The sequence below is a fragment of the Bradyrhizobium sp. 23 genome (assembly GCF_023073295.1).
Lineage (GTDB): Bacteria > Pseudomonadota > Alphaproteobacteria > Rhizobiales > Xanthobacteraceae > Bradyrhizobium > Bradyrhizobium canariense_D.
Map to the genome: position 1 here is coordinate 202,220 of NZ_JADPJF010000064.1, position 13,578 is coordinate 215,797.

General features: G+C 64.5%; 15 protein-coding genes. 5 read left to right on the plus strand and 10 right to left on the minus strand.

Features of this window, described 5'->3' with window-relative positions:
- The 4 genes from IVB32_RS16065 to IVB32_RS16080 all read right to left on the minus strand — a co-directional run.
- The coding region (locus IVB32_RS16065) for a peptidase (protein WP_247410725.1) at positions 1 to 521 on the minus strand (521 nt) is incomplete at its 3' end.
- 122 nt (positions 522 to 643) lie between these two features.
- On the minus strand, positions 644 to 1,492 hold the full coding sequence (locus IVB32_RS16070) for a transglutaminase family protein (RefSeq protein WP_247371599.1): 849 nt from the start codon (positions 1,490 to 1,492) through the stop codon (positions 644 to 646).
- Between the two features lie 68 nt (positions 1,493 to 1,560).
- Positions 1,561 to 2,505: an alpha-E domain-containing protein gene (locus IVB32_RS16075; protein ID WP_018455303.1), complete on the minus strand. Its 945-nt coding sequence runs from the start codon at positions 2,503 to 2,505 to the stop codon at positions 1,561 to 1,563.
- A gap of 4 nt (positions 2,506 to 2,509) precedes the next feature.
- Entirely contained in the window at positions 2,510 to 3,928 is a 1,419-nt protein-coding gene (locus IVB32_RS16080; protein ID WP_018455304.1) for a circularly permuted type 2 ATP-grasp protein, read from the minus strand.
- 277 nt (positions 3,929 to 4,205) lie between these two features.
- On the opposite strand from IVB32_RS16080, the gene IVB32_RS16085 reads away from it, so the two are divergent.
- The 3 genes from IVB32_RS16085 (at position 4,206) to IVB32_RS16095 (ending at position 6,232) form a co-directional block, all read left to right on the plus strand.
- Positions 4,206 to 4,943: a molybdopterin-binding protein gene (locus IVB32_RS16085; protein ID WP_018455305.1), complete on the plus strand. Its 738-nt coding sequence runs from the start codon at positions 4,206 to 4,208 to the stop codon at positions 4,941 to 4,943.
- A gap of 36 nt (positions 4,944 to 4,979) precedes the next feature.
- Complete coding sequence (gene gpt / locus IVB32_RS16090; protein ID WP_007602504.1) at positions 4,980 to 5,507, plus strand: xanthine phosphoribosyltransferase; 528 nt, start codon at positions 4,980 to 4,982, stop codon at positions 5,505 to 5,507.
- A 107-nt stretch (positions 5,508 to 5,614) separates the two neighbouring features.
- The gene (locus tag IVB32_RS16095; RefSeq protein WP_247371602.1) at positions 5,615 to 6,232 is read left to right on the plus strand and encodes a hypothetical protein; all 618 of its coding nucleotides are present in this window, start codon (positions 5,615 to 5,617) and stop codon (positions 6,230 to 6,232) included.
- On the opposite strand, the gene IVB32_RS16100 is transcribed toward IVB32_RS16095, so the two are convergent.
- Together IVB32_RS16100 and IVB32_RS16105 are read right to left on the minus strand one after the other, a co-directional pair.
- Positions 6,229 to 6,456: a hypothetical protein gene (locus IVB32_RS16100; protein ID WP_247371605.1), complete on the minus strand. Its 228-nt coding sequence runs from the start codon at positions 6,454 to 6,456 to the stop codon at positions 6,229 to 6,231. The genes IVB32_RS16095 and IVB32_RS16100 overlap by 4 nt on opposite strands.
- A 4-nt stretch (positions 6,457 to 6,460) precedes the next feature.
- Positions 6,461 to 7,483, minus strand: coding sequence for a methionine synthase (locus tag IVB32_RS16105; protein WP_247371608.1), 1,023 nt, complete (start codon positions 7,481 to 7,483; stop codon positions 6,461 to 6,463).
- Between the two features lie 110 nt (positions 7,484 to 7,593).
- On the opposite strand from IVB32_RS16105, the gene IVB32_RS16110 reads away from it, so the two are divergent.
- Positions 7,594 to 8,202 (plus strand): 2-hydroxychromene-2-carboxylate isomerase, encoded by a 609-nt coding sequence (locus IVB32_RS16110; protein WP_247371610.1) that lies wholly within the window; start codon positions 7,594 to 7,596, stop codon positions 8,200 to 8,202.
- Entirely contained in the window at positions 8,202 to 9,179 is a 978-nt protein-coding gene (locus IVB32_RS16115) for an NADPH:quinone oxidoreductase family protein (protein ID WP_247371614.1), read from the plus strand. The genes IVB32_RS16110 and IVB32_RS16115 overlap by 1 nt, the downstream gene beginning before the upstream one ends.
- Positions 9,180 to 9,191: 12 nt before the next feature.
- Here IVB32_RS16115 and IVB32_RS16120 read toward each other — a convergent pair whose 3' ends face one another.
- The 4 genes from IVB32_RS16120 to IVB32_RS16135 form a co-directional block, all read right to left on the minus strand.
- A complete protein-coding gene (locus IVB32_RS16120) occupies positions 9,192 to 10,082 on the minus strand; it encodes a crotonase/enoyl-CoA hydratase family protein (RefSeq protein ID WP_247371617.1) in 891 nt (296 codons plus the stop codon).
- A gap of 150 nt (positions 10,083 to 10,232) precedes the next feature.
- Entirely contained in the window at positions 10,233 to 11,654 is a 1,422-nt protein-coding gene (locus IVB32_RS16125) for an amidase (RefSeq protein ID WP_247371619.1), read from the minus strand.
- A complete protein-coding gene (locus tag IVB32_RS16130) occupies positions 11,647 to 12,819 on the minus strand; it encodes a M20 aminoacylase family protein (protein ID WP_085351102.1) in 1,173 nt (390 codons plus the stop codon). Before IVB32_RS16130 ends, IVB32_RS16125 begins: the two co-directional genes overlap by 8 nt.
- Positions 12,820 to 12,832: 13 nt before the next feature.
- The coding region (locus IVB32_RS16135; RefSeq protein ID WP_247410729.1) for an MlrC C-terminal domain-containing protein at positions 12,833 to 13,578 on the minus strand (746 nt) is incomplete at its 5' end.

Below are 13,578 nucleotides of genomic sequence, written 5' to 3' on the forward strand. Positions count from 1 at the left end.
GCCTCGTAGAGTTCGACGTCGTAATGCATGGCGCGGTCGAGCACCGGCTTGCCGTATTTGTGCTCCCCGATCTGCAGATAGGGTGTGTCGGTGGTGCATTCGATGAAATTGCCGGCGGTGTAGACCATGAACAGGCGCATGCGCGCGCCGTTGATCTGGCCCCCGAACAGGAAGGACACGTCGAACGATACGTCCTCAGACCTCAGTGCGGGGCCCTCGGTCGCGTGCACGGCCCGGATCGCCCGGCCAATGCGCTGGGCGGCCTGGAACATGGTCGGCGCGTTCATCAGCGTCTCGATCTCACCGGTGTCGGGGTCTTCGAGGCCCTCGGTCAGCGTCGAGAGCACCGACTGGCTGATGGCGAGGTTGCCGGCGCTGGCAATTGCCATGATGCGATCGCCGGGCTTGGAGAAGATGTGGAGCTTGCGGAAGGTCGAGACGTTGTCGAGGCCGGCATTGGTGCGGGTGTCGGCGATCATCACCAGACCGTCCCGAACCAGAATTCCGCAACAATAGGTCATTTCCTGTCCCCGAACGCGTTTGCGCGGATTACTAGCCAATTTCAACGGCCGCTCCAACCCCCGATTGCCGCGGGGCGGCAGGGTGGAAACAGACCGTGGGTGAGGGGCGCGCGGGGCGCGGCTCAGCTCTGCCGCTGGGACTGCGATTGCGACTGGCCGCCACGGCCGGCCTGCTGGACCTTGACCGCCACCGACAGCGTCTCCGCGCCGCCGCCATAGCGGGTGCCGCGTACGGGGGCGGCGCCGAGATAATCGAGCCCGATCGCGACGCGGACATGGGCGTCGGTGGCGCAGATGCTGTTGGCGGGATCGAAGCCGACCCAGCCGAGACCGTCGACATAGGCCTCCGCCCAGGCATGGCCCGCGTCCTGATGCACCGTGCCGTCGGAGCGCAGGAAATGGCCGGAGACGAAGCGCGCCGGCACGCCGCCGCTGCGGGCGCAGGCGATGAAGATGTGCGCGTAGTCCTGGCAGACGCCGCGCTTGAGCGTGAACGCTTCCGCCGCCGACGTGCCGCTGTTGGTCGGGTCCTCGTCGAAGGTCATGTGATCGCTGATTTGCGTCATCAGCGTGTGCAGGAAGCCCAGCGTGTCGCTCTCGCCCTCGCTGCGCAGCTGGCGCGCGACCGCATTCATCGCGGGATTGACCGTGGTAAGGTCGGTGGCCCGCAAGAACATGCCGGCCGGAAAGCGCTCGTCGGCGCCGCGCAGAACGCCGCCGGTGTCGTGGGTCTCGATCAGGCCCTCGGCGGTGATCTTGATGTCGCCGACCGGTCCGCAGGACAGCACGTGGGTGACGTTGCCGAACGCGTCCTCGTGCGTGTCGAGCTTGGTGTCGGTCGACACGTCGATCTGCCACTCCGCCACATATTGCCCGTCATGGCTGCCGGGCGTCATGCGCAGGATCTGGATCACGCTCGTGGCCTGCGGCTCGTAGCGATAGGTCGTGGTGTGCAGGATTCGCAGGCGCATGGTGGACCGTTGTTGTAGCGTCATCGATCCGGGCTAGCCCTGCGGGCGTCCCCGGAATGACAGCAGTATCAGATCAAATACTGCTTCGTGATGATTTCGCCCAGCCTGGAATTGTCCAAGATGAATTCCTGAATGAATTCATGCACGCCATGCTGGAAAATGTCGTTCATATTGCTGTGTTCCAGCCGGTTGCGAATGCCGCGGGCATGGCGCTGGGCCGGGCCCTGGCGGCCATAGGCGACCCCGATCTGATCGAGATTGCGCACCAGATTGCCGTAGCAGCTTGCGAGCGAACGCGGCAGCGAATCGTTGAGGATGAGCAAATCCGCGATCAGCCAGGGTTTCAGTGTCTCGCGATAGACCCAGTGATAGGCCGTCAGTGCCGAAACCGAGCGCAGGATCGAGGTCCATTGGTAGAAATCGAGCGGGCCGCCGACATGCTCCTCCTCCGGCAGCAGCACATGGTATTTCACGTCGAGAATGCGCGCGGTGTTGTCGGCGCGTTCGAGATGCAGGCCCATCCGCGAGAACCAGTAGGCGTCGTTGCGCAACATGGTCCGGTAGGCCGAGCCGTCGAAACGCAGCGAGGTTTCCTGCACGAAGCGCAGGAACTTTGCGAGATCCTCGCGCGTGGAGGTTCCTCTGCTCCAGACCTCCTGCAATTCGATCCAGGCCGAGTTGATGGTGTCCCACATCTCGCTCGTCAGCGCTGTGCGCACCGAACGTGAATTCAGCCGCGCGGCCTCGATGCAATTCCTGATCGAGGACGGATTATCCGCCGAGAACGAGAGATAATCGACGACGTTGCGCTCGTTGGCTTCTTCGTACTGCTGATAGAAGCTCGCGGCGACGCCGGCGGTCAAAAGCGCCGAGTCCCATTCGTTGGTCTTGCCGATATAGGCGGCGGGAAGCGCGGTGACGCGCAGCGTCGCATCGATGGTGCGCGCAAGATACTCGGCCCGTTCGACGTAGCGGGCGAGCCAATAGAGGTTTTCGGCGGTACGCGACAGCATCTCTCTACTCGTCCAGGATCCAGGTATCTTTGGTGCCGCCGCCCTGGCTCGAATTCACCACCAGGGAGCCTTCTTTCAGGGCAACGCGTGTCAACCCGCCGGGCACGATCGTGGTGCTCTTGCTGCCGGTGAGCACGAACGGCCGCAGGTCGACGTGGCGGGGCGCAAGGCCCGACGCCGTGCAGGTCGGGCAGGTCGAGAGCGCCAGCGTCGGCTGCGCAATGAAGCCTTCGGGCTCGCGCTTGAGCTTTTCGCGGAAAGCCTCGATCGTCGCCTTGGTCGCGGCAGGACCGATCAGCATGCCGTAGCCGCCGGAGCCGTGCACCTCCTTCACGACGAGCTCGCTCAGATGGTCCAGCACATAGGCGAGGTCCTTCGGCTCGCGGCAGCGCCAGGTTTGCACGTTCTTCAGGATCGGCTCCTCGCCGAGATAGAATTTTACGATGTCCGGCATATAGGAGTAGATCGCCTTGTCGTCGGCGATGCCGGTACCAACGGCGTTGGCGAGCGTGATGTTGCCGGCCGCATAGGCCGACATCAGCCCGGGCACGCCGAGGGCGGAGTCGGGGCGGAAGGTGAGGGGATCGAGGTAGTCGTCGTCGACGCGGCGGTAGATCACGTCGACCCGTTTCACGCCCTCGGTCGTCCGCATGAACACTTCGTTGTTCTTGACGATGAGGTCACGGCCCTCGACCAGCTCGATACCGAGCTTGTCGGCGAGGAAGGAGTGCTCGTAATAGGCCGAGTTGTAGACGCCCGGCGTGAGCAACGCGACGGTCGGCTCGCCGGAGGCGCTTTGCGGCGCCACCGAGCGCAAGGCGGATAGCAGCTCGTCCGGATAGCGTTCGACCGGCGCCACCCTGTGGCGGGCGAACAGGTCCGGAAACAGCCGCATCATGATCTCGCGGTTTTCCAGCATGTAGGACACGCCCGAGGGCGTGCGTGCATTGTCCTCCAGCACGATGAAGTCCTCGGCATCGACCCGGACGATGTCGATGCCGGCGATGTGCACGTAGACGTCGTGCGGCACCTGCTGGCCGTTCATCTCGGGACGGAAGACCGGGTTCTGAAAGATGAGGTCGTCGGGCACGATCTCGGCACGGAGGATATCGCGGCCGTGATAGATGTCGCGCAGGAACATGTTGAGCGCGCGCACGCGCTGCTTCAGGCCCCTCTCCAGCAGCGCCCATTCCTTGCCGGACATGATCCGCGGGATCACGTCGAAGGGGATCAGGCGCTCCGTGGACTCTGAGTCGCCATAGACCGCGAAGGTAATGCCGATGCGGCGGAAGAGGAGCTCGGCCTCCTGGCGGCGATATTCGAGCGCCTCGGGAGGCGTCTCCTTGAGCCAGCGCGCCAGCTCCTGATAGGCGGGGCGAAGGTCCCCACCGGGAATGTTCATTTCATCAAACGCGACTGCCATAAATCCCGACTTGTCTCCGCAAGGCGTTGCGCCATTCGACAGGTCGCGAGGCCCTGGTGAAGACCGCAACGTCCTGGCCATGCGGCAAGAGTGCATGACTTTCATGCGGTAGCAAGGGCCGGGCCAGCGCGATAAGCATGGGGAGAGGACATTTGCCGGGGATGGCCGGCGGCTTGCCTGAAAAAATGGCTGAGGACTGCTTATTTCGGCAGCAAAACCGCGTGACTTCAACGCGTTACCTCGGCAAAGTCGGGCCGATAGGTGAGGGACTTGAGGTATGAGCGAGATCGTCACGGCGGGTATTCTGGTCATTGGGGACGAAATCCTGTCCGGCCGGACCAAGGACAAGAACATCGGCTTCATCGCCGAATACCTGACCAATATCGGCATCGACCTGAAGGAGGTCCGGGTCGTCTCCGACGACGAGTCCGACATCATTGCCGCGTTGGATGCACTGCGGCATCGCTACACCTATGTCTTCACGACGGGTGGCATCGGGCCGACCCATGACGACATCACCGCTGATAGCGTCGCCAAGGCGTTCGGCGTCGGCATCGACCATCACCCGGAGGTGGTCGCCCGTTTCCGCGAGCGCTGGAGCGAGCAGGACCTCAACGAGGCCCGCCTGCGCATGGCCCGCATTCCTGATGGTGCCGAGCTGATCCAGAGCGCGACCATCCTCGCCCCCGGCTTCAAGATCGGCAATGTCATCGTGATGGCGGGCGTGCCCTCGATCATGCAGGCGATGATGGACATCGTCTCGCCCAAGCTGAAATCGGGCGTGCGCATGCTCTCTGAATCGGTCCGCGCCAATGCGCGGGAAGGCGACATCGGCAGCCCGCTGCGGGCGATTGCCGCCCAACATCCCGACACTATCATCGGCAGCTATCCCTTCATGGATGAAGAGCAGAAGCCGAACACCAATCTGGTGGTGCGCTCGCGCGATGCGGACAAGCTCGCAGCCGCAATGGCGGCGGTGAAGGAAATGCTGGCGGGATTGAATATCACCCGCTAGCAACCTAGCTGCCGGCAGACGAAGCAGGAGACGAGGATGGCTGGTGAAGCACCGGAACTAAGTGCGGAAGAACGGGCGGGCCGCCCCTTTCCGGTGTCGTGGGACCAGTTCCACCGGGATTGCCGGGCACTGACCTGGCGGCTCAACGAGGTTGGTCCGTTTCATGCGGTGATCGCGATCACGCGCGGCGGCCTGGTGCCGGCGGCGATCGTTGCGCGCGAGCTCGGCGTGCGCGTGATCGATACGGTCTGCATCGCCAGCTACGACCACGACAAACAGGGCGACCTCAAAGTGCTGAAGGGCATCTCCGAAGACGTGATGAAACTCGGCGGCGGCACCGGCAAGGGGCTCCTGATCGTCGACGACCTCGTCGATACCGGCAAGACCGGCAAGCTGGTGCGCGCGATGCTCCCCGACGCGCATTTCGCAACCGTCTACGCCAAGCCGAAGGGACGTCCGCTGGTCGATACCTTCATCACCGAAGTCTCGCAGGACACCTGGATCTTCTTCCCCTGGGACACCGCGCTGTCCTATCACCCGCCGCTTCGCGACGGGGCGGCGTGATTATCGCCGTCATTGCGAGGAGCGAAGCAACGAAGCAATCCAGGCTACCTCCGAGGATGCATTTCTGGATTGCTTCGCTTCGCTCGCAATGACCGGTGGAGGCGACCATGCCCCTGCAAAACCGCGTCACGCCGATCGGCGAGATCATCGCGACACCGCACCGCGGCATGTTCACCGGCAACCGCGGCATCATTCATGATCCCGCGACGAAGACGCTGCTGAAAAAGCGCTGGTCGTCGCCGGCCTGGATCACCTGCCTGTGCGAATTCCGCGGCTGGCGTCGACCCGTGATGGCGCGGCGGAGCTGGACCGAGCTGTTCTTCCTCGACGAGGCCACGGCTTTTGCCGCCGGCCATCGGCCCTGCTTCTTCTGCCGCCGCGACGATGCGAAGCGCTTTCGCGTAGCATGGGAGATGGGCAACGACGCCCGCGGGATCAGCGCCAAGGCGATGGATGCCGTGCTGCATCGGGAGCGGCTCGATCGTGGCAAGAAACGGCTGCATGTGCTGCCGATGCCGCTCGCGGAATTGCCTGACGGCGCGATGGTGCAACAGGGCGATGACTGCTTCCTCCTCGCGCAGGGCAAGCCGCTGCTGTGGTCACCGGCGGGCTACGTCCCGCATACGAGCGCCCTCGATCACCCGATGCTGCTGACGCCGCCTTCCACGCTCCGCGCGATCATCGCTGGATATAAGCCCGTGCTGCATCCGACCGCCCGCCGCTAGCGCAGCGGCTTGCCGTGCTCATCCACTGTCGTCCGCGCATCGCGCAGCGCCCATTCGCGGATCACTTGGCGGCAGCGCGTCAGCTCGGCTTCGCTCGCGGCATTCGCATCCTTCGACGCACGCTCCACGATTGCTTTGCAATTGAGAAGCACGGAACGATCCTCTGCGCGCGCCGACAGCGCGAACGCGGCAAGCGCTGCAATGGTGAACGCCAGACGGATCACATCCTTAACCCAGCTTCTCGCGTGCCAGCGCGGCACCGGCGCCGAGCGCCATCAGCTTGGCTTCGGCGATCTCGCGCCGCATCGGCGCCATGCCGCAATTGGTGGTGGCGATGATGTTGCTCTTGGGTACGAATTTCGACACGGCGTCGATCACCTGCACGACATCCTCGGCCGTCTCCACCGTGTGGCTGGCGACGTCGATCACGCCGGCCTGCACGATCTTGGTCTTGAGCAGCGCAAGCAGGTCGAGCGGCACCTTCGAGTTGCGGCACTCGATCGCGACCTGCTGGATTGGGCTGGCGTCGATCGCGGGAAATATCTGCTCGTACTGCCGCCATTGCGCGCCGAGCGTTTCCTTCCAGTCGGTGTTGGCCTTGATGCCGTAGCCGTAGCAGATATGCACGGCGGTGGCGCAGGTCAGGCCCTGCGCGGCGCGCTCGAGCGCCTTGATGCCCCAATCGTTGACCTCGTCCATGTAGACGTTGAACGCGGGCTCGTCGAACTGCACGAGATCGACGCCGTCGGCCTGGAGCGCCTTGGCTTCCTCGTTCAGCAGTTCGGCGAACGCAAAGGCCATCTTGACGCGGTCGCCATAGTAGCGATCGGCAATGGTGTCGATGATGGTCATCGGGCCGGGCAGGGTGAATTTCAGCTTCTTCATCGTGTGCGCGCGGGCGACACGCGCCTCGTCGGCGTGGACGCGGCTCTTCAGCCGGAGCGGGGCGACGACTTGTGGCACCATCGCCTTGTAGCGATCCTTGCGGATTCCCATCTCGACCTTGTGGGCGAAGTCGATGCCCTCGATCTTCTCCAGGAAACCGTGGACGAAATGCTGCCGGGCCTGCTCGCCCTCGGTGACGATGTCGATCCCGGCGTCCTCCTGGACTTTGACGGCGAGCATCGTCGCATCGCGCTTGGCGCGGACGAGCTCGTCGCCTTGCGACTTCCAGGGCGCCCAGAGCATGTTGGGTTCGGCGAGCCATTCCGGCTTCGGCAATGAGCCGGCGATCGTGGTTGGAAACAGCATGGCGGCCCTCCCGGCGGGTTATGATTGCGCCCCTTCCTGCCATGTCTTAACGTCGAGGTACAGAACAACAAAAGTCGCCTCGAAACCTGCGGCGCCGGACCGGAAACGCCATGATCGAATTCTTCTTCGACTGTTCCAGCCCCTGGACCTATCTCGCCTTCCACAACATTCAGCCGCTGGCCAGGGAGGTTGGCGCGGAGATCATCTGGCGGCCGATCCTGGTGGGCGGCATCTTCAATACGGTCAACCCAAGTGTCTATGCGCAACGTGAGACACCGGTGCCGCTGAAGGCGCGCTACATGAAAAAGGACCTTGCCGACTGGTCGCGCTCGGCCGGTCTCGCGATCAAGATGCCACCGACGGTATTTCCGGTGAACAGCGTGAAAGCGATGCGCGGCTGCATCTGGCTCGGGCAGGAAACGGTGCCTTTCGCCACGGCGGTGTTCGAGGCCTATTGGGGCGAGGACAAGGACATCTCGCAGGATTCAGTGCTCGCCGAGATCTGCAGGAAGGTCGGCGTCGATGAGCAGAAATTCTTCGCGGGCATTTCGGGGCAGGGGATCAAGGATCAGCTCAAGGCCAACACCGAAGAAGTCGTCGCCCGCGGCGGCTTTGGCTCGCCGACGATCTTCGTCGGCAAGACCGACATGTATTTCGGCAATGACCGCCTGCCGTTGATCCGCGAGGCGCTGCTGCGCGGCAAGGCGAGCGCGGCCTGATGGTGCGGGCTGTCGTCTGCCGCGCGCTCGGTGCGCCCGAAAAATTGCAGCTCGAAGAGTTTCCGTCGCGCGACCTGAAGTCGGGCGAGGTGCGTGTCGCGATCCGTGCCGCCGGCTTGAATTTTCCCGACGTCCTGATGGCGGCCGGCGAATACCAGCTCAAGCCGGAGCTGCCGTTTACGCCGGGGATGGAGGCGGCCGGCGACGTGACCGAGGTCGGCGCAGGGGCGAGCGGCGTCGCCGTCGGCGACAAGGTCATCGTCAAGATGCGGCACGGCGCCTTCACGGATGAAACCGTGGTGACGCCGTCGCAGCTCACGCCGATGCCATCGACGTTCGACTATGCGGAGGCCGCGACCTATCTCGCCGGGCACGGCACCGCCTATCACGCGCTGATCGACCGCGGTCGGGTGGCGCCCGGCGAGGTGCTGCTGGTGCATGGCGCCGGCGGGGGCGTGGGCCTTGCCGCCGTGGAGATCGGCAAGATGCTGGGCGCGACCGTGATTGCGACGGCGTCCAGCGACGAAAAGCTTGCGATCGCCAAGGCGCGGGGCGCCGATCATCTCGTGCGCTACGACCGCGAGCCGTTTCGTGATGCTGTCAAACGTATCACCGACGGTCGCGGTGCCGACGTCGTGTTCGATCCCGTCGGCGGCGAAGTGTTCGAGAACTCGATGCGTTGCATCGCCTGGGGCGCACGGCTGCTGGTGATCGGCTTTACCGGCGGGATCGGCTCAGCCAAGACCAATCTCTTGCTTATCAAGGGTGCGAGCGTGCTCGGCGTGCGCGCGGGCGAAGCGGTGCGGAAAAATCCCGCGCTCGGCGAGGTGCGCCTGAAGGCGTTGCTCCAATGGGCCGAGGAGGGCAAGCTGCGGCCCCACGTCTCGCACCGCCTGCCGCTGGAGGAGGTTGCGAAGGCGATGCGGTTGCTGATCGACCGCAAGGCGATCGGGCGTGTGGCGTTGTTGATGGACTAAGTGCCTACAAGGTCACTTGTACTCCCGCTCAGTCCACCACGGGAAATAATCCGGCATATCGCTCGATACCTTGTTCTTGAACTGCGCAGGGCGCTTTTCCAGGAACGACACCACGCCTTCCTTCACGTCGTCGGAGCGGCCGCGGGCGTAGATGCCACGGCTGTCGACCTTGTGAGCTTCCATCGGGTCGTCAGCGCCCATCATGCGCCACATCATCTGCCGGATCAGCGCCACCGATACCGGCGCGGTCTTGGCCGCGAATTCCTTGGCGAGCGCCCGGGCGGCCGGCAGCAGATCATCGGGGGCCACGACCTTGCTGACGAGACGTCCTGCGAGGGCTTCCTGCGCCGGGAAGACGCGGCCCGAATAGCACCATTCCAGCGCCTGCGAGATGCCGACGATGCGCGGCAGGAACCAGCTCGAGGCCGCCTCCGGCACGATGCCGCGCTGGGAGAACACGAAGCCGAAGCGCGCCGCATCGGAGGCGATGCGGATGTCCATCGCGAGCTGCATGGTAACACCGATGCCGACCGCGGGACCGTTGACCGCGGCAATCACCGGTTTCAGGCATTTGAAGATGCGCAGTGTCACCTGGCCACCGCCGTCGCGCACCTGGGAATCACTGTAGTCGACCTTGCCGTCGGCGAAGCGCTTCACCGGTCCGCGACGCGCGTCGCGATCAAAGGTGTCCGCGCCCGACGAAAGATCTGCGCCCGCGCAAAACCCGCGACCGGCGCCTGTGACGATGATGGCGCGGACGTCGTCGTCCTTGTCGGCGGCGTCGAACGCGTCGATCAGCTCTCCTTGCATCTGCGCGTTGAAGGCGTTGAGCTTGTCGGGGCGGTTCAGCGTGATGGTGAGGATCTGCTCGGCGACCTCGTATTTGATCGTCTCATACGCCATGGTGGTTTCCTTCCCTGTCCTGAATTCTGTCTCGAAGAGACGTCATGCATAGCCGCCAGCGTCCGTCTTGCGCGGACTGGGCATGTGGCGGCCAGTAAGAGAACGCGGATGGCCAGTCTAAACAACAAGCCCGGCCATGACGGAGTGTATCTAATTCGCCGGCGGGCTCGGCCAGGGCTTCTGCGGCCCGCGCAGGCTCTCGAAAGCCTTGGCCATGCCAAGCACGCCGATATCGTCGAAGCGGCGGCCGACGATCTGCACGCCGATGGGAAAACCCTTGGCGTCGAAGCCGCCGTTGATGGAGATCGCCGGATTCTCCGACATATTCCATGGCACGGTATAGGCAATGTGTTCGAACGGCTTCATGGGATCGTTGGTCGGCGAGGCCCACTCCGCCGGATAATTCACGTTCGGCGCGGTCGGCGAGATCACATAGTCGAGCTCGCAGAACAGCTTTGATGCCGCAGCGCGGATTGCCATGGTCTGGTTGAAGCCCCTGATGACGTCGACGCCCGAGAGCTTCGCGCCGGACTCGCCCCACTTGAAAATGTTGGGCAGCACCTTTGCCTGTTCGGCGGGCGTCAGCTTGGACAGATCGTCCCACATCCGTGCGCGCCAGAAGCTGTCGAGCCCGTCGAGCATCTCGCGCGTGAGGATGCCGTCGACCTCGGTGACGACGGCGCCTGCGGATTCGAACGCTTTCGCCGCCTTTACCGCGACCTCGCGCACCGGTTTCTCCAGCGCGAGGCCAACGCCGGGATCGAGCATCAATCCGATGCGCAGTTTGCGCGGGGATTTCTCCGGCCCCTTCCAGTTGAGGGGCTCCGCTGGAAGGCTCATGCCGTCGCGCCGGTCGGGTTTTGCGATCACGCTCATCATCAGCGCGCAATCGTCAACGGTGCGGGTCATGGGGCCGGCGACTCGGCCGACATAGGTGGGATCGATCGGCACGCGGCCAAAGCTCGGCTTCAATCCGACGAGGCCGCACCAGCCCGCGGGCAGGCGGACCGAGCCGCCGATATCGGTGCCGAGATGCAGCGGACCATAGCCGGCCGCGGCCGCGGCGCCCGCGCCGGCGCTGGAGCCGCCGGGGTTCTTGGAGAGGTCCCAGGGATTGCGCGCGAGCGCGTGGAAGGAGGACAGCCCCGAGGACAGCATGCCGTAATCAGGCATGGTGGTCTTGGCAAAGATGATCGCGCCGGCTTCGCGCAGGCGCGCGGCGGGCGGTGCGTCCTTCTCGGCCGGCACGAGCTTGACGCTGGCCGCGCCCAGCGGCACCGGCACGCCTTTGGTCGCGATGTTGTCCTTCACCGTCACCGGCACGCCGTCGAGCGCTCCGGACGGCTCGCCCCCGGACCAGCGCGCGGTCGAGGCCTTCGCGGTCTCGCGCGCGCCGTCGGGATCGAATGCATAAAGCGCCTTGAGGTGCGGCTCCCACGCGGCGACGTGCGCGAGCACGTCTTCCAGCACCTCGCTCGGCGAGAACTGCTTGGCGCGATAGCCCGCGATCAGATCGACCGCAGAGAGATCGTGCAGCGAGGTGACTTCCTCTTCGACACCCTTTTTATGCATGGGCACCCACCGGCATCCGGGTCTCGATGATCCGGGCGAACATGCTGGCACCGATCGGCAGGATCTTGTCGTCGAGCACGAAGCCGGGATTGTGCACGGGCACCGAGCCGTCGTGGCCGACCCAGAAATAGGCGCCGGGAATGGTTTGAAGCATGTCGGCGAAATCCTCGCTGCCCATCTTCGGCTGGGCGCGGGTGATCACGTTGGCGGGGTCGACGATGGTGCGCGCGACCTCCTCGACCACCTTGGACTGCTCGACCTGGTTGACCAGCACATCGAAGGTGTCGCGGATGTCGACGTCGATCACGCACTGATAGGCGCTCGCAATGCCGGCGCAGATCGTGCGAATGCGTTCGCTGATCAGGATGCGGACTTCTTTCGAGAAAGTGCGGATGGTGCCGCAAAGATGCGCTTCGCCGGGGATGACGTTGTACGCCGAACCGGCGTGAATCTGCGTGATCGAGACGACGGCGGCCTGCAGCGGCTCGACGTTGCGGCTGACGATGGTCTGGATCGCCTGCGCCAGCGTGGTCGCGATGATCACCGCGTCCTTGGAGCGTTCGGGCATCGCACCGTGCGCGCCGTAGCCAGTGATGCGGAGGTCGAAGAAGTCGGCGCTGGCCATCGCGGGGCCGGGCAGGATCGCGATCTCGCCGTGGTTGAGGTCGGGCGCGTTGTGCAGGCCGTAGAGTTCGTCGCAGGGAAATTTCTCGAACAGCCCGTCCTTGATCATCGCGCGGGCGCCGCCGAGACCTTCCTCGGCCGGCTGGAAGATCAGGTGCACTGTGCCGTCGAAGTTCCTGGTTTCGGCGAGGTAGCGCGCGGTGCCGAGCAGCATGGTGGTGTGGCCGTCATGGCCACAGCCGTGGAAGCGGCCGGGGATTTTCGAGCTCCATTTCAGATTGGTGTTCTCCTCCATCGGCAGCGCATCCATGTCGGCGCGAAGCCCGATACGCTTGCCGCTCGAACCCTTGCCCTTGATGACTCCGATCACGCCGGTGCCGCCGAGACCGCGATGCACCTCGATGCCCCAGCTCTTCAGCTTGTCCGCGACGATTCCGGAGGTGCGCACTTCCTCGAAGCCGATTTCCGGATGGGCGTGAAGGTCGCGCCTGATAGCAGTGAGTTCGTCGGCATAGCCGTCGATGCGGTCGATCGTGGGCATGTGTTCTGTCCAGTTAGCGTGAGGAGGGAGTGAAAATCGGGCCGTTCGGCTTGATGCGGATGCCCGGCCGCAGGCGCGTCCATGGCAGCGTGGCTGTGTCCGCGGGCATCGCGCCGGGGGCGGCGCAGATCATCAGCTTTTCTGCGATCGGCTCGAAATCGGCGCGGAAGTGCACCGAGCTCTTGTTGACCAAAATCTTCTCTTCGGTCGGCTCGATGCCGACATAGCGGTACATTGCCTGGTCGGCGAGCTGCGCCTTATGCGAGGATACGACGACCCGGACATCGCCGATGCGAAGGCAGGCCGACGGGCCCATCTCCATCTCGCGGCCGCCGTAGTAGGGACCGGGCGCGATGAAGCGGCCGTCCGAAAGTTTTTCGACGACGAAGGTCGCACGATAGGGCTCGTCGCCGGGAATGCCGGACTTGCCGCCGAGCGACAGCGTCACAATGGCGCCAGCGCCGGCTGCATGCGCGGCTTTGGCAGACTCCGGATCATAGATCGCGCCGGTCGCGGCGCTGGCCTTGTTGCGGACCAGCGCGCGTAGCATGCCGGTGGTGTCGGAATCGCCGCCGGCGCCGGGATTGTCCTGGGTGTCGGCGATGATGATCGGCTTGCTGGCGCCCTTCGAGAGTTCCATCGCGTGGCGTACGCCGTCATCAGGTGACCAGATCTTGCCGTCGAAATCGTCCTCGCGGCTTTCGATCAGCTTCACGATCGCATCCGCCGCGCGGTCGGCATCGGCTTGCGTCTTGCCAT

Bases quoted from the DNA above. Each gene is read 5' to 3' on its own strand.
- IVB32_RS16125 (WP_247371619.1), bottom strand. From the start codon at position 11,654: ATGCATAAAAAGGGTGTCGAAGAGGAAGTCACCTCGCTGCACGATCTC.
- IVB32_RS16105 (WP_247371608.1), bottom strand. From the start codon at position 7,483: ATGCTGTTTCCAACCACGATCGCCGGCTCATTGCCGAAGCCGGAATGG.
- IVB32_RS16095 (WP_247371602.1), top strand. From the start codon at position 5,615: ATGCCCCTGCAAAACCGCGTCACGCCGATCGGCGAGATCATCGCGACA.
- IVB32_RS16110 (WP_247371610.1), top strand. From the start codon at position 7,594: ATGATCGAATTCTTCTTCGACTGTTCCAGCCCCTGGACCTATCTCGCC.
- IVB32_RS16120 (WP_247371617.1), bottom strand. From the start codon at position 10,082: ATGGCGTATGAGACGATCAAATACGAGGTCGCCGAGCAGATCCTCACC.
- IVB32_RS16130 (WP_085351102.1), bottom strand. From the start codon at position 12,819: ATGCCCACGATCGACCGCATCGACGGCTATGCCGACGAACTCACTGCT.
- IVB32_RS16075 (WP_018455303.1), bottom strand. From the start codon at position 2,505: ATGCTGTCGCGTACCGCCGAAAACCTCTATTGGCTCGCCCGCTACGTC.
- IVB32_RS16085 (WP_018455305.1), top strand. From the start codon at position 4,206: ATGAGCGAGATCGTCACGGCGGGTATTCTGGTCATTGGGGACGAAATC.
- gpt (WP_007602504.1), top strand. From the start codon at position 4,980: ATGGCTGGTGAAGCACCGGAACTAAGTGCGGAAGAACGGGCGGGCCGC.
- IVB32_RS16115 (WP_247371614.1), top strand. From the start codon at position 8,202: ATGGTGCGGGCTGTCGTCTGCCGCGCGCTCGGTGCGCCCGAAAAATTG.
- IVB32_RS16070 (WP_247371599.1), bottom strand. From the start codon at position 1,492: ATGCGCCTGCGAATCCTGCACACCACGACCTATCGCTACGAGCCGCAG.
- IVB32_RS16080 (WP_018455304.1), bottom strand. From the start codon at position 3,928: ATGGCAGTCGCGTTTGATGAAATGAACATTCCCGGTGGGGACCTTCGC.